This window comes from Salegentibacter agarivorans (genome assembly GCF_900113135.1).
In the GTDB taxonomy this organism is placed as follows: Bacteria; Bacteroidota; Bacteroidia; order Flavobacteriales; family Flavobacteriaceae; genus Salegentibacter; species Salegentibacter agarivorans.
In genome coordinates this window covers 156161-171359 of sequence record NZ_FOOH01000007.1, presented here as the reverse complement: position 1 = coordinate 171359, position 15199 = coordinate 156161, and the positions used below count along the sequence as shown (strand labels likewise).

The 15199-nt window shown below is 38.0% G+C and carries 12 protein-coding genes; 5 read left to right on the top strand and 7 right to left on the bottom strand.

The window, feature by feature from the left end:
- A partial coding sequence (locus BM084_RS19275) for a hypothetical protein (RefSeq protein WP_218152241.1) occupies positions 1-240 on the top strand: 240 nt, incomplete at its 5' end.
- A gap of 137 nt (positions 241-377) precedes the next feature.
- Here the strand turns inward: BM084_RS19275 and BM084_RS07260 are convergent.
- Together BM084_RS07260 and BM084_RS07255 are read right to left on the bottom strand one after the other, a co-directional pair.
- A complete protein-coding gene (locus BM084_RS07260; RefSeq protein ID WP_093303955.1) occupies positions 378-1808 on the bottom strand; it encodes a hypothetical protein in 1431 nt (476 codons plus the stop codon).
- A 36-nt stretch (positions 1809-1844) separates the two neighbouring features.
- Positions 1845-3389: a SulP family inorganic anion transporter gene (locus BM084_RS07255; RefSeq protein WP_093303952.1), complete on the bottom strand. Its 1545-nt coding sequence runs from the start codon at positions 3387-3389 to the stop codon at positions 1845-1847.
- A 357-nt stretch (positions 3390-3746) separates the two neighbouring features.
- Between BM084_RS07255 and era the strand changes: the two genes are divergently transcribed.
- The 3 genes from era to BM084_RS07240 all read left to right on the top strand — a co-directional run bounded on the left by era (position 3747) and on the right by BM084_RS07240 (position 8994).
- Positions 3747-4628, top strand: coding sequence for a GTPase Era (gene era, locus BM084_RS07250; protein ID WP_075325885.1), 882 nt, complete (start codon positions 3747-3749; stop codon positions 4626-4628).
- A 189-nt stretch (positions 4629-4817) separates the two neighbouring features.
- The gene (gene der / locus BM084_RS07245; RefSeq protein WP_075325886.1) at positions 4818-6125 is read left to right on the top strand and encodes a ribosome biogenesis GTPase Der; all 1308 of its coding nucleotides are present in this window, start codon (positions 4818-4820) and stop codon (positions 6123-6125) included.
- A 106-nt stretch (positions 6126-6231) separates the two neighbouring features.
- Positions 6232-8994 (top strand): TonB-dependent receptor, encoded by a 2763-nt coding sequence (locus BM084_RS07240; RefSeq protein WP_093303948.1) that lies wholly within the window; start codon positions 6232-6234, stop codon positions 8992-8994.
- Positions 8995-9211: 217 nt separating this feature from the next.
- On the opposite strand, the gene BM084_RS07235 is transcribed toward BM084_RS07240, so the two are convergent.
- From BM084_RS07235 to BM084_RS07215, 5 genes are read right to left on the bottom strand one after another with little or no spacing between them, the layout of a single operon-like run.
- Positions 9212-10006, bottom strand: a complete 795-nt coding sequence (locus BM084_RS07235) for a TPM domain-containing protein (protein ID WP_093303944.1) — start codon at positions 10004-10006, stop codon at positions 9212-9214.
- Positions 10007-10447: a TPM domain-containing protein gene (locus tag BM084_RS07230; RefSeq protein ID WP_093303942.1), complete on the bottom strand. Its 441-nt coding sequence runs from the start codon at positions 10445-10447 to the stop codon at positions 10007-10009.
- A gap of 5 nt (positions 10448-10452) precedes the next feature.
- Positions 10453-11049: a LemA family protein gene (locus BM084_RS07225; RefSeq protein ID WP_093303939.1), complete on the bottom strand. Its 597-nt coding sequence runs from the start codon at positions 11047-11049 to the stop codon at positions 10453-10455.
- 1 nt (position 11050) lies between these two features.
- Positions 11051-11380, bottom strand: a complete 330-nt coding sequence (locus BM084_RS07220) for a MerR family transcriptional regulator (RefSeq protein WP_057480627.1) — start codon at positions 11378-11380, stop codon at positions 11051-11053.
- Positions 11380-12357 carry a M23 family metallopeptidase gene (locus tag BM084_RS07215; protein ID WP_075325891.1) on the bottom strand — a complete coding sequence of 326 codons (978 nt, stop codon included), beginning with the start codon at positions 12355-12357 and terminating at the stop codon, positions 11380-11382. Before BM084_RS07215 ends, BM084_RS07220 begins: the two co-directional genes overlap by 1 nt.
- A 132-nt stretch (positions 12358-12489) precedes the next feature.
- Between BM084_RS07215 and alaS the strand changes: the two genes are divergently transcribed.
- Positions 12490-15099, top strand: coding sequence for an alanine--tRNA ligase (alaS, locus tag BM084_RS07210; protein WP_093303936.1), 2610 nt, complete (start codon positions 12490-12492; stop codon positions 15097-15099).
- Positions 15100-15199 lie beyond the last annotated feature (100 nt).

Genomic DNA, 15199 nt, shown 5'->3' with positions numbered 1-15199 from the left:
CGAATGATGGTGATGAAAAGCTGGAAAAGCTGGAAACCTCTTCACCGACAACTAAGGCGTATGGGTTATAAGGGGAATTTTCTTAAGATATCGGTAACCCGATGGAGAAACTCCTCCACCAATTTAATACACTATGCCCTGCCAAATAAGTACTTCTCAGAATTAGGGTTGTACGCAATGGACACAGTTGAAGGGAACACTTTGCATCAGTACTATCAAACAGTACTGAATAAGATTTAACATGAGCCGTGTACGAGACCCGTATGCACGGTTCTGGAAGAGGGATGAAGGTAATAAATGCTCAAATATTTATTATCTTCACCCTACTTGATTATTCTTTACAAATACTTCTGAAAAAGGCAGAGGTGATTTTTTCTCTACTTTCCTCTAAAAAGTTCTTTTTCTTTAATCATTTTTGTAGTGCTTTCCGGCAGCATATCTTCCCATTCGGTTTTCCCTTCTCTAATCATTTGATGTACCTGCCTGGAGTGAATATCTAAGGTTTTAGGATCATAATCTTTAATATCTACAACCCGGCCATTATCTTTAAAATATTGATAAAGTTCCTGCATTCTTGGATGCACCTTTAGATTTTCACTGGTAATAATCTCGTCCGTTTCCTGGTCTTTAAGAGGATAAAGATAAATCTTTAAGCTTTTGAAGAATAATTTTCCAAAGGCTTCAAGAATTCCACCGCTTAAATGGCGGTAATATCTTTCGTCAAAAATGTCCTGAAGTGTACTTACACCCATGGTAAGGCCCATTCTTTCTTTTGTATGTTGGCCAAAATACTCTACCACCTTGTAATATTCCTGGAAGTTAGAAATCATTACCGTTTGGCCTAAAGAACCTAGTAAATCGGCACGATCCAGGAAATCCTGCTCGTCTATTTCTCCTTCGCCTTTTAAATTAGAAAGTGTAATTTCAAAAATAACTACCGTTTTATCCTTATCAACTTTTCTTTCATTCAGGAAAAGTTCTAGCGATTTTTCATACATCGCCATATTTACTTTAGTAACCGGTCTAAAACTTCCGCGTAGCGTTAAAATATTCTTTTTATAAAGTAAACTGGCCGGTAAAATATTGTTGCCATCGGGAGCGAACATAATGGCTTCTGTAATGCCTTTTTTAACCAATTCCAGGCTCATTAATCTATTGTCTACGTCTTTAAAAACAGGGCCGGTGAAATTAATAGCATCAATTTCAATCTTGTCGGTGGTTAGATGATCAAATAAATGATTGAGTAGCTTTTTAGGATTATCGTAGTGATAAAAGGCACCGTGAATAAGATTTACGCCCATTATCCCCAGGCTAATTTGCTGGTGCGAAGCATTGTTTTCGTGAAACTGCACATGCAGAACAATTTCGCTATAATCTTCTCCCGGTTTTGTTTGAAATCTAATTCCCAGCCAACCATGGCCTTTATATTTTTTTGCCCAGTCTATGGTTGCTACGGTATTGGCATAGCTAAAAAATAATTTATTAGGATGTTTTAGACGGGAAATACGCTCTTCAATAAGTCCGGTTTCGTAGCGCATCATACTCGTTAACCTGTCCTCTGTCACATAACGGCCATCATCTTCAATCCCGTAAATCGCATCGCTAAAATCCTTATCATAGGCACTTAGGGTTTTTGCAACAGTTCCGGAAGCATTTCCTGCCCGAAAGAAGTGCCGCACGGTTTCCTGCCCGGCACCAATTTCAGCAAAAGTTCCGTAGATATTTTCATTTAGATTAAGGCGCATTGCCTTGTTCTGCACAGAAGTTATTTCTTCGAACTTCTTTTCTCCTTCAGCAATTATAGACATCGTGTGTATTTTAGTTGAAGTATAAAGTTAAGAAACTTAAGCTTTATCTACCGCAACTTTATAGGTTGGATCTTCTAAAATGTTTACATCTATAATTGCATCTGCATTACTAAGCAGTCTTCGACAATCCTGACTTAAATGTCTTAAATGAAGTTTTTTGCCTTGTTTATGGTACCTCTCGGTAAGCTTATTTAAGGCTTCAATCCCCGACATATCTACTACACGACTCTCAGAAAAATCTATAATTACTTCTTCAGGATCGTTTAAAACATCAAATTTATCATTAAAAGTCTGCACAGATCCGAAGAATAGAGGGCCGTAAATCTCGTAATGTTTTATGCCATCTTCATCAATACGCTTTCTGGCTCTAATACGTTTTGCGTTGTCCCAGGCAAAAACAAGTGCTGAAATAATAACTCCTATCAATACGGCTAAAGCAAGGTTGTGAAGAATTACAGTTACTACGGTTACCAATACCATTACCAAAATATCAGATTTAGGCATTCTTCTAAAAGTTCTTAAACTGGCCCACTCAAAAGTTCCCACTGCAACCATAATCATAACCCCGGTTAAGGCCGCCATTGGAAGTAATTCAATAACCGAAGAGCCGAACATAATAAAGATTAATAAAAAAACAGCAGCAACAATACCCGATAATCGGGCACGTGCTCCAGAAGAAACGTTAATTAAACTTTGACCAAGCATTGCGCAACCACCCATCCCAGAGAAAAAACCTGAAAGTACGTTGGCAGTTCCCTGTGCCACACATTCTTTATTTCCGCTTCCCCGGGTTTCCGTAATTTCGTCTACAATATTTAGAGTTAATAAACTTTCAATTAAACCAACTCCGGCCATAATTGCGGCATATGGAAAAATAAGCATTAAAGTATTCAGGTTAAAAGGTACCATAGGAATATGGAAAGGAGGAAAACTACCTTTAATAGAAGCAATATCACCCACAGTTTTAGTATCTATTCCCAGGGCAGCTACAATCCCAAAAACCACTAAAATTGCAACTAGAGTAGCCGGCACTACTTTTGTAAGTTTTGGTAAAAGCCAGATAATTAAAATTGCAACACTTACAAGCGCAAGAAATGTATACATTGGTGGACCCGTCATCCATTCTAACTCGCCGGTAACAGGGTTTAAAGCTTTAAATTGGTCTAATTGGGACATAAAAATAATAATCGCCAAACCGTTTACGAAGCCAAATATCACAGAGTGGGGTACAAGCCTAATTAATTTCCCAAGTTTTAGAACTCCGGCTAAAACCTGTATTAATCCGGCTAAAACTACTGTAGCAAATATATATTCTGGTCCATGAGAAATTGAGAGACCCACTATAACCACAGCAACCGCTCCTGTAGCGCCAGAGATCATCCCTGGACGACCACCTAAAATAGCTGTTACTAATCCCATAACAAATGCGGCGTATAAACCTGTTAAAGGCGAAAGTCCGGCGATTAATGCAAAGGCAACTGCTTCTGGTATTAGTGCCAGCGCAACGGTAAGTCCGGCTAAAACTTCGTTTTTGTAATCTACTTTTTGTGAAAAATCAAACAGGTTGAAGATTTTTTTCATCAGAATATAATTTTAATAAATAAGGGAAAGCGGATTCTCTTCCGCAGGAAATAAATTTTCGGAATCTAATAGAAATGAAGACTTAACTGCCTAGGGCGGCGTAAGTGGAGACGATTGTATATTTCTTCTTTGCTTCATAAGAGCCGGCAAAATTAGCCAATTATTTTTGTTAGCCAAGTTTGTAGCCACTTTAGTAAGAATTTTTAATGTATTAATAATATGAAGCTATCTGATTATCAAATTACTAATAAATTTTAATAGAAAATTAATGCAAAACCTATTTATGAAATAAATTTAAATCAAAAGCAGATAACTGTAAGTGAATCGTCTTACCTTTGCAGCATAAAAATTATCAAAATGGCACATAAGGCAGGATTTGTAAATATTATTGGGAACCCTAATGTGGGGAAATCTACTTTAATGAATGCTTTTGTAGGCGAAAAATTGTCTATTATCACTTCTAAAGCGCAAACCACCCGCCACCGTATTCTGGGAATTGTAAATGGCGAAGACTTCCAGGTGTTGTTAAGCGATACCCCCGGAATTATTAAACCGGCTTACGAGTTGCAGGAATCTATGATGGGTTTTGTAAAATCTGCTTTTGAAGATGCCGATGTTTTGATATATATGGTAGAAATTGGGGAAAAGGAACTTAAAGATGAAGCCTTTTTTAATAAAATTATAGGAACCGATATTCCTGTTATTTTATTGCTGAATAAAATTGATAAATCTAACCAGGAAGAATTGGAAAGCCAGGTACAAATGTGGACAGAGAAAGTGCCCAATGCTGAAATTTTCCCGGTTTCGGCTTTAGAAGGTTTTAATGTTGCTGAAGTATTTAACCGAATTATTGAGTTATTACCAGAATCTCCGGCGTTTTATCCAAAAGACACGCTTACCGATAAGCCCGAACGTTTCTTTGTAAATGAAATTATTCGCGAAAAGATTTTAATGCATTACAAAAAGGAAATTCCTTATGCGGTAGAAATTGATACGCAGGAATTTTTTGAAGAAGAGAAAATCATTAGAATGCGTAGCGTGATTATGGTAGAGCGCGAAACTCAAAAAGGAATTATTATAGGTCATAAAGGTGCCGCTTTAAAAAGGGTTGGGGTAGAAGCCCGAAAAGATCTTGAGAAATTCTTTGGGAAACAGGTTCATCTTGAACTTTACGTAAAAGTGAACAAAAACTGGAGAAGCGATCAACGCCAGTTAAAGCGTTTTGGGTATAATGAATAATTTTTCTGAATTAATTTTCTAAAAGTTTTTATCTAAAATTTTCAATTTAAATACTTCAATTTTTTACAGAAAACTTCCGTTTTCTAAGTTTCGGGTAAACCCGAATTTTTACACTAATTTTGCAAACAATTGCATTTTCTGAATAAATTCAGAAAACAAACCTCTTTGAGGCAATAAAGAATAAATATTATGGGCAATATTGTAGCCATTGTAGGAAGACCAAATGTTGGAAAATCTACTTTTTTCAACCGATTAATTCAACGTCGTGAGGCGATTGTAGATTCGGTTAGTGGGGTAACCCGCGATCGTCATTATGGAAAATCTGATTGGAATGGTCGTAATTTTTCCCTTATAGATACCGGTGGATATGTTGTGGGAAGCGACGATATTTTTGAAGCCGAAATAGACAAGCAGGTAGAACTTGCTATAGATGAAGCCGATGCCATAATTTTTATGGTAGATGTTGAAAGTGGCGTAACCCCTATGGACGAGGATGTTGCGCAATTGCTTAGAAAAGTAGATAAACCTGTTCTTCTTGCTGTTAATAAAGTAGATAATAATAAAAGGCTGGAGAATGCTGTCGAATTTTATTCTTTAGGTCTTGGCGAATATTTTCCTATTGCCAGTACAAACGGTAGTGGTACCGGAGATTTACTTGATGCTTTAGTAGAAGCGCTCCCTGAAACCGAAGCCGAAGAAGAAACCGAATTACCAAGATTTGCTGTAGTGGGACGTCCCAATGCCGGGAAATCTTCTTTTATCAATGCACTTATTGGCGAAGAACGTTATATAGTTACCGATATTGCAGGGACAACCCGCGATGCTATGGATACTAAGTATAATAGGTTCGGGTTTGAATTTAACCTTGTAGACACTGCCGGGATTAGAAGAAAGTCTAAGGTTAAAGAAGACCTTGAATTTTACTCGGTAATGCGTTCGGTTCGAGCTATAGAAAATTGCGATGTATGTTTGGTAATCTTAGATGCTACCCGCGGATTTGACGGGCAGGTTCAAAATATATTTTGGCTGGCACAAAGAAACCGAAAAGGAATTGTAATTCTTGTAAATAAATGGGATTTGGTTGAAGATAAGGAAACCAATACCATGAAAGAGTTTGAGGCCATGATTAGGCGTGAAATAGAACCTTTTACCGATGTGCCTATCGTCTTTATGTCGGTGCTTACCAAACAAAGAATCTTTAAAGCTATAGAAACGGCGGTAAAGGTTTTTGAGAATCGTAGTAAGAAAATTAAAACCCGCGAGCTTAACGATATAATGCTTCCTATAATTGAGCAAAATCCTCCGCCGGCTTATAAAGGGAAGTATGTAAAGATAAAATTCTGTACCCAATTGCCTACCCCACAGCCGCAGTTTGCTTTTTTTTGTAATCTTCCGCAGTATGTTAGAGATCCTTATAAACGTTTTATAGAGAACAAGTTAAGAAAGGAATTTGATCTTACGGGAGTACCTATTTCAGTGTATTTCAGAAAAAAATAAAATTAGCTGTTAAACTTTGTAACAAATTGAGAGTCTAACTACCAATATAGTTAGTGAGGCATAACTTTGTCTTGATTTTTTTCAAATTTTAACACCTAAACCCTCCATGAGAATTCTTCTTTCCCTTGCCTTTCTGTTTTTGGCAGGAAATCTAACAGCCCAAAATTTTGAAATAAATGGTAAAATAACCGATCCGCAGGGAGCACCCCTGGAATCGGCAACGGTTTACCTGGAGAAACCGGCAGATAGTAGTTTGGTTACCTATACAATTTCAGACAATACAGGAGAATTTCAACTTTCTGGAAGTTCAGAAATTAAGGAATTAAATTTACTTATTTCCTATGCCGGCTTTAAGACTTATGCTCAGCAGGTGCAAATTAATAGCGAGGTAAATCTTGATGTTATAAAAATGCAGGTAGCCGATAATGCTTTAGATGAAATAACAATTACTTCTTCTCGCGCGCCGGTAACGATAAAGAAAGATACCCTGGAATTTAATGCAGCTTCTTTTAAAACGCGTAAAGATGCAAACCTGGAAGAATTACTTAAAGAACTTCCCGGGGTAGAAGTGGCTACAGATGGTAGTATTACCGTAAACGGAACCCCGGTTTCGCAAATTAAAGTGAACGGAAAAGAATTTTTTGGAGACGACCCAAAGATCGCTACCAAAAACCTGCCTAAGGAATTGATAAATAAACTTCAGGTGGTAGATAGCAAAACTAAATCTGAAGAATTTACCGGAAAAGAAGGAGATGCCGAAAACAAAACCATTAATATTACCATAGACGAAGATAAAAACCGCGGATTTTTCTCCAGGCTTACTGCAGGCGGCGGAACCGATGAGCGTTATGAATTAAGCGGAATTGGAAATTATTTTAAAAATGATATGCGCGTGAGCCTTTTGGCGAGTTCCAACAACATTAATTCTTCCGGGTTCTCATTCGATGAAATTTATGATGCGATGGGCCGTAATGCTTATTCCATCAGTAGGAGCAGAGGTGGAAATTTCAGCATTAACGGAAGTAATTTTGGATCAGCAAACGGGATTACAAAATCTGATAACGCCGGATTTAGTTTTGTAAACGAATGGCCACAGGAAACCGAACTTTCTTCTAATTATTTCTATAGTCGTGCTGATAATAGAACCGAAAGCCGAACTCAAAGAGAAAATATTTTGCCAGATAGAAGATTCTTTAATAATTCTGAATCTAGCGGAAACAGGGTGAATAATAATCACCGATTTAATTTAGGATTCGAGATTCAGCCAGATACTTTAACAAGGATTTCAGTGAGACCAAATATAAACACCAATAACGGTCGCTCTTCTAACCAATCTTTCACAGAATCTGTTGCAGAAGATGGTACCCCAATAAATACTGCTTTAACCGATAATTATTCTGAAGTTCACAGTGTGAATTTCTCGAACCGATTGAATTTTACAAGAAAATTTGGTAAAAACGGAGGTTATTATAGTTTAGGATTTAATAATCAGAATAATACACGTTCACAGGATAACAATTTCTTTTCTGAAAGAGAAATTTATAATCAGGAAGGTGAATTGGTAAATACAGATATTCAGGATCAATTAATTTCCGAAGAAAACAAGGATAATAATTATGGGGTTGATGTAAGTAGTCGTTTCCCTATTACCGAAAAATTAATGCTGGATGTAAGTTATAATTTTGATAAAGCCGACGGCCGAAATGAACGTCTGGTTTACGATGCTAATGATACGGGCGATTATACTTTACTTGATGATGAACTGAGCAACGATTTTAAATCTGAATCTTTTACGCATCGTCCGAGCTTAGGTCTTGCGTATAACGGAGAGAAATTAAGAACAAGTGTTTCTGGAGGTTTCCAGAGTATCAGGCTAAAGAATGAAGATCTTTTTACTGAAACTTCTATAGATAATACCTACGAAAATTTATTTGCAAACGCTTATTTTAGGTATAACCTGGCGCAGGGGAAAGCTATTTATTTTAATTACAATAATTCCTGGGATGCCCCGTCTTTAAACCAATTGCAGCCGGTTACAAATACTATAAATCCGTTGAATATCGTTACGGGTAACCCAGATCTTAGACCAACTTTAAGACATAGGTTTTACCTTAACTTCAATAATTTCGATTTTAAAACCCGTTCTGGTTTTTACGCTTATTTAGGTGGGAATTTTACTAATGACCAGGTGGTAACCAGAAGTACGGTTGACGAAGATTTAGTGCGAACCACCACATATACCAACGTAGATGGTGTTTACAGCTATTTTGGGGGAGGAAATATTGACAAAACCTTTGAGTTGGAAAACGAAAGCTCTATTAAAGTTCGAGGAGGACTCTATGGTAATTATAATAAAAATGTTGGCTTTACCAACGAGCAGCGTTTTATCTCTAAAACTTTAAATCTTACTCCTAATTTAGGGCTGGAATATAATTTTAGGGATTTGGTAACTATAGAACCCTTTTATAGCGTTGAATTTGTAGATGCTGAATACAGTTTTAACAACAGGGAAGAAAATTATAAAAATCAGAATATTTCATTGGCGCTAACTTCTTTTTGGCCAGAGAAATTTGTGATAGGAAGTGATATTGCGTATCAATCTATCGGGAACGCTTCTCCCGGGTTTCAAAATTCGTTCTACCTATGGAATGCAAGCTTAGGATACGAAGTTTTTGGAGATAATGGAACGCTAAAAATAAAAGTATTCGACTTGCTGGACCAAAACATTGCCACCCGAAGGTTTACCGGAGACGATTTTATTCAGGATACGCAAGAGCTTGTTTTAGAACAATATTTTATGCTAAGTTTTACGTATAAAATAAGCAAGTTTGGCGGGAAAGACCCGAATAATAATAGAAGAGGAAGGTAATTGAATTTTATCTGAAAGTGAAAAAGACTGTTTGAGATGTTTGTTTGAATCGTCATCCTGAACTTGTTTCAGTATCTAAGATGAAAATCAAGTTAGAAGCTGAAACAAGTTCAGTTTGACGGAACTAAAACCTATCAAACAGTCTTTATTTTTATAGGTGTTTCGGTTAAAAACATAGCCAACTGTAAACTCCCTACTAAATTACTACCAACTGAAATTACCAGCTTCCACCGGCACCACCGCCGCCAAAGCCTCCACCGCCGAAACCGCCACCAAAGCCGCCTCCGCCGCCAAAACCTCCGCCAGAGCTACCACCGCCAAAAGTACCGCGTCCCAGAGAACTTAAAATAATAGCATCTAAAAAAGTGCTGCCGGCACTTCTTCTGCCACCGTTTCTTCCACCTTTATTTTTATTGGCAAGGGAAACAATAATTACTAGCAAGATAATTCCCATTACAAGAAGCTGTACAGGTATTCCATTAGATTGGCTACGTCTTTGTGGTGTGCCTTCAAAAGTACCGGCCAGGACCTGGAAAATAGCAGTAGTTCCCGCATCAAGGCCGTTGTAATAACTGCCGCTTCTAAATTTAGGAAGAATAATTTGTTCTATTATTTGTTTACTTCGGGCATCAGTCATGTATTCTTCTAAACCATAACCTGTAGTAATCCAAATTTTTCGATCATTTTCAGCAACTAGAATTAAAAGTCCGTTGTCTTTTTCGCTTTGTCCAATTCCCCATTCCTGGGCCCATTCTGCAGCATAAACTCCTTCATATTCGCCCTGCAAGGATTCTATAGTAGCAATTACTATCTGGGTTGAAGTAGTATCTGCATAATTAACCAATTTCTGTTTTAATCGGCTTTCTTCCGAAGAAGATAAAATATCAGCCTCGTCATATACGCTCGTTTCTTCAGCTGGTTTTGGAGGAACATCGCGCTGCGCATATATAAACCCCGAGTAAACGAGGAAAAACAAAAATATTAGTTGGAATCTTTTAGTGAATTGTGGCATTTATCCTTTTGAAATTTCATTGGAGAGTTCGTCCCGGGTCTCGTCGCTATACGGGAAGTGTTTTTTAAGCTGCTGGCCTGCGGTTAAAATTCCGTCTACCAGGCCTTGCTTAAATTCTCCTTTTTTAAATTTTTCTACAATGGCATCTTTGGTACTTTCCCAAAAATCGTCTGGAACAACATCGTTAATTCCTTTATCGCCGTAGATCACAAAGTTATGATCTTCTACGGCAACATATATTAACACGCCATTATCGTGTTTGGTATTATCCATTTTCAGCATATGAAAAACCTCCATAGCGCGATCAAAAATATCCATCTCGCCAGTGGTTTTTTCCAGGTGAACCCTTACTTCGCCAGATGTATGGCTCTCTGCCGTTCTAATGGCTTTAATGATTTCCTCTTCGTCTTTTTTACTTAAAAAATCCTCTACTTTACCCATTTCGCTTAAAAATCAAATTCAACATCTGGAGCATTTTCTGCACCTTCTTCTGCTTCAAAAGCTGGTTTTCTTTCAAAACCGAACATTCCGGCAAAAATATTATTCGGGAATTTTCTAATATAAGTGTTGTATTGTCTTACCGCTTCATTGTAGCGATTTCTCGCAACGCTAATTCGGTTCTCAGTTCCTTCTAATTGCGACTGTAATTGAAGAAAATTCTGATTCGATTTTATATCGGGGTATCTTTCAACCGAGACCAAAAGCCTGGATAAAGCATTAGATAATCCGCCCTGAGCTTGCTGGAATTGCTGAATTTGCTGCGGATCTAAATTTCCCGCATCAACATTTACCGAAGTAGCTTTTGCTCGCGCCTCAATAACATCGGTTAAAGTTCCTCGTTCAAAATCGGCTGAACCTTCTACTGTGCTAACTAAATTCGGGATAAGATCACTTCTTCGCTGATAGGCATTTTCAACATCGGCCCAATTCTTAGATACATTTTCTTCATATTCTACTGCGGTGTTATTTACTCCTGCGGTGAGGCTGTAAACGATAATACCAAGAACTACGAGTACTATTACAGGGATTAACCATTTTTTCATTCTACAACTGATTTTTAAGATTGATTAGTTTTGCTTTTACTCCTTCCAACTTACGAATAATTTCGAAGTTGCTAAGGGTTTTGTGTTTTTCTTCTTTTAAATGTGTTTTGGCACCTTCCAGGGTGAATCCGCGTTCTTTTACCAGGTGATAAATAAGCTCTAAATTCTTAATATCCTCGGGTGTGAATTTGCGATTTCCCTTGGCATTTTTTTTAGGCTGAATTACATCAAATTCTTTCTCCCAAAACCTAATTAGGGAAGTGTTTACCTTAAAGGCTTCTGCAACTTCGCCAATGCCGTAATATCTTTTATCGGGTAAATTAAGATGCATTAATCCAGGGATTGGTTTTCTTGTTGTGCTTTTTCCAGAACCTTATCAAATTCTTCTGGCGAAAGGTTTCCATAGTAAAAATTAATCGGGTTAATTCGGTTATCATCTTTAAATATCTCATAATGTAAATGAGGTCCCTGGGATCTGCCCGTGCTGCCCACGTAACCAATAATATCCCCACGTTGAACCCGCTGGCCAACCCGTACATTATATTTATATAAGTGGGCGTAAAGGCTGGTGTAGCCATAGCCGTGATCTACTCTTATATGATTTCCATAACCGGTAGCGCGGTTATCTGCTCTTTCCACCCTGCCATCTCCTGTGGCGTAAACCGGCGTTCCTCGGGGCGCGCTAAAATCCATCCCGTGGTGAAATTTTCTCACTTTAGTAAATGGGTCGGTTCTCCATCCGTAACCAGAAGCAATTCTGCTTAAATCTTCATTTTTTACCGGTTGTATAGCAGGAACCGAAGCTAAAAGACTCTCTTTTTCCTTTGCCAATTCTGCAATTTCATCTAAGGATTTAGATTGTACCACCAACTGTTTGGTGAGAATATCCATTCGCTTGCTGGTTTCAATAATCAATTTAGAATTATCAAAACCTTCAAGGTCTTTGTAGCGGTTAATTCCGCCAAAACCTGCTCTTCTTTGCTCTTCAGGAATTGGGTTTGCTTCAAAATAAACCCGGTAAATATTATTGTCCCGATCTTCAATATTTGCCAGAACATTCTGGACCTGGTTCATTTTTTTATTCAGTAATCCATATTGTAATTCCATGTTTTGAAGTTCGCGTTTTAAGGCCTTTTCTTTTGGAGTTACAATCTGAGGAATATTTAAATAAATGACCAGTAATAAAAAACCAGAGAGGAAAGATCCCAGGATACTAAGCAGCACAATCCCTATGCGGCGGCCCTTTCGGCGCTCTATTTTTCTATAGGATTGCGTGTCGCTATCGTAATAATATTTAACCTTCGACATGAGTCAAATTTATGCTATTTTTGCCAACAATAATTAGCAATTACCGTGCTAAGTTTAGTCTGGTAAACGAACAAATATAGGAAATTGTTTCAGCACCAACACAAATTAATAATTTTAGATTAGAGCAGCTAGATGAAATCTCAGGAAATAAGAAGCCAGTTTTTAGAATTTTTTAAATCCAAATCTCATAAAATCGTTCCCTCAGCGCCTATGGTGCTAAAAGACGATCCCACTTTAATGTTTACCAACGCCGGGATGGTTCAGTTTAAGGAGTATTTTTTAGGAAATAGCGAGCCTTCCAGTTCCCGAATTACCGATAGCCAAAAATGCCTTCGCGTAAGCGGAAAACATAACGATTTGGAAGAAGTGGGAATGGATACTTACCATCACACGATGTTCGAGATGTTAGGGAACTGGAGTTTTGGTGATTATTTTAAAGAGGAAGCCATAAACTGGGCCTGGGAATTGCTTACCGAAGTTTTTAAAATTGCTCCTGAAAATCTTTATGTTTCTGTTTTTGAAGGAAGCGAAGAAGATAAATTAGGATTGGATACCGAAGCCCTGGAACTTTGGAAAAAGATTGTTCCTGAAGATCGCATTGTTTACGGCGATAAAAAAGACAATTTCTGGGAAATGGGAGACCAGGGACCTTGCGGACCTTGTTCTGAAATTCATATTGATATTCGATCTGAAGCTGAAAAAGCTAAGAAACCCGGTAAAGAACTGGTAAATGCAGATCACCCACAAGTGGTAGAGATCTGGAACCTGGTTTTTATGCAATATAACCGTAAAGCTGATGGTTCTTTAGTAGAATTACCGGCAAAACATATAGACACCGGGATGGGTTTTGAACGTCTTTGTATGGTTTTACAGGGAACACAATCTAATTACGATACCGATGTTTTTACGCCGCTAATTGCTGAACTGGAAAAAATCACGAATTCTCAGTACGGAAAATCTGAAAAAACCGATATCGCGATTCGGGTAATTGCAGATCACGTGAGAGCGGTAACTTTTTCTATAGCCGATGGGCAATTGCCATCAAACACCGGTGCCGGTTATGTGATTAGAAGAATTTTAAGACGTGCCATTCGTTATGGATTTACATTTTTAGATACCAAAGAACCTTTTATTTATAAGCTTGTTGAGGTGTTAAGTAAGCAAATGGGCGAAGCATTTCCTGAGCTTAAATCTCAAAAAACTTTATGCGAAAATGTGATTAAGGAAGAAGAACAATCTTTTTTAAGAACATTGGACCAGGGCTTGATTTTGCTGGAAAATATAATTTCAGAAACCAAAGGAAAAACGGTTTCGGGGAAGAAAGCATTTGAGCTTTACGATACTTTTGGTTTCCCTATAGATTTAACAGCACTAATTTTACGTGAACGCGGATTCGATCTTGATCAAAAGGAATTTGAAGTTCAGCTTAAGGAGCAAAAAGACAGGTCCCGTGCGGCAACCCAGGTTACAGCGGGAGACTGGGAAGAAATAAATTCGGTAAATGCTGAAGCCTTCGTAGGTTACGATCATTTAGAGGCTGAAACCCAAATTGCACGATACCGAAAAGTGGAAAGCAAAAAAGGTGCTTTTTATCAAATTGTGCTTTCGCAAACTCCGTTTTACCCTGAAGGTGGCGGACAGGTTGGAGATAAAGGTTTTCTCATGGATAGCGAAAACAACAAAATAGAGATTACCGATACTAAAAAAGAAAACAACTTAATTGTTCATTTTGCTAAATCGCTTCCTAAGAATCCAAAAGATAAATTTAGGGCGGTTGTAAATTCAAAAAACCGTGCGGCTACCGCGGCTAATCATACGGCCACGCACTTATTGCACCAGGCGCTTCGGGAAGTTTTGGGAACTCACGTAGAACAAAAAGGTTCTCTGGTTAAAGGAGATTATCTGCGCTTCGATTTTTCTCACTTCAGCAAAGTAAATAAAGAGGAATTAGAGCAGGTTGAAAAACTGGTAAATCAGCGAATCAACGAGCAATTACCTTTAGAAGAGCAGCGAAGTATTTCGTTTAAGGAGGCCGTTAACCAGGGCGCTTTGGCGCTGTTTGGTGAAAAATACGGGGATGCTGTTCGTGCCATTCGTTTTGGAGAATCTATGGAACTTTGTGGTGGAATTCATGTAAAAAATACTTCAGAAATATGGCATTTTAAAATCACTTCAGAAGGAGCTGTTGCTTCCGGAATTAGAAGGATTGAAGCAATTACCGGGGAAGCTGTAAAAGATTATTTTGCCACCCAGGATGAGGTTCTAGAGCAAATAAAAGCCGAATTGAAAAACGCCAAAGACCCGGTAAAAGCGGTAAATACTTTGCAGGACGAAAATGCAGCATTGAAAAAGCAGGTAGAAGCCTTACTAAAGGATAAAGCCAAAAACCTAAAAAGTGAATTAAAGTCTGAAATTTCTGAAATAAACGGGGTGAATTTCCTTGCTAAGAAAGTAGATCTTGATGCCGGCGGCATAAAAGATCTTGCTTTCCAACTTGGGGATGAATTCGAAAACTTGTTTTTATTATTCGGAACCGAGCAAAATGGAAAGGCACTTTTAAGTTGCTATATTTCTAAAGACCTGGCAAAAGAAAAAGACCTGCATGCAGGAAAAATTGTAAAAGACCTGGGCAAATATATCCAGGGCGGTGGTGGTGGCCAGCCGTTTTTTGCAACTGCCGGCGGTAAAAAACCGGAAGGAATAAACGAGGCTCTGCAAGAAGCACAGGCTTATTTAAAATAAAGCATGACGCTGTCTGAAAAGTCTATTTTCGTCAAGCTGAACTTGTTTAAGCTTCTAACATGTTTTTTGATTACCATTACGTTAGATCCCCGATAAAAAA

What these genes read in the sequence shown, in the direction of transcription:
- BM084_RS07260 (WP_093303955.1), bottom strand. Translation starts at nt 1,808, where the DNA reads ATGTCTATAATTGCTGAAGGAGAAAAGAAGTTCGAAGAAATAACTTCT.
- BM084_RS07255 (WP_093303952.1), bottom strand. Translation starts at nt 3,389, where the DNA reads ATGAAAAAAATCTTCAACCTGTTTGATTTTTCACAAAAAGTAGATTAC.
- era (WP_075325885.1), top strand. Translation starts at nt 3,747, where the DNA reads ATGGCACATAAGGCAGGATTTGTAAATATTATTGGGAACCCTAATGTG.
- der (WP_075325886.1), top strand. Translation starts at nt 4,818, where the DNA reads ATGGGCAATATTGTAGCCATTGTAGGAAGACCAAATGTTGGAAAATCT.
- BM084_RS07240 (WP_093303948.1), top strand. Translation starts at nt 6,232, where the DNA reads ATGAGAATTCTTCTTTCCCTTGCCTTTCTGTTTTTGGCAGGAAATCTA.
- BM084_RS07235 (WP_093303944.1), bottom strand. Translation starts at nt 10,006, where the DNA reads ATGCCACAATTCACTAAAAGATTCCAACTAATATTTTTGTTTTTCCTC.
- BM084_RS07230 (WP_093303942.1), bottom strand. Translation starts at nt 10,447, where the DNA reads ATGGGTAAAGTAGAGGATTTTTTAAGTAAAAAAGACGAAGAGGAAATC.
- BM084_RS07225 (WP_093303939.1), bottom strand. Translation starts at nt 11,049, where the DNA reads ATGAAAAAATGGTTAATCCCTGTAATAGTACTCGTAGTTCTTGGTATT.
- BM084_RS07220 (WP_057480627.1), bottom strand. Translation starts at nt 11,380, where the DNA reads ATGCATCTTAATTTACCCGATAAAAGATATTACGGCATTGGCGAAGTT.
- BM084_RS07215 (WP_075325891.1), bottom strand. Translation starts at nt 12,357, where the DNA reads ATGTCGAAGGTTAAATATTATTACGATAGCGACACGCAATCCTATAGA.
- alaS (WP_093303936.1), top strand. Translation starts at nt 12,490, where the DNA reads ATGAAATCTCAGGAAATAAGAAGCCAGTTTTTAGAATTTTTTAAATCC.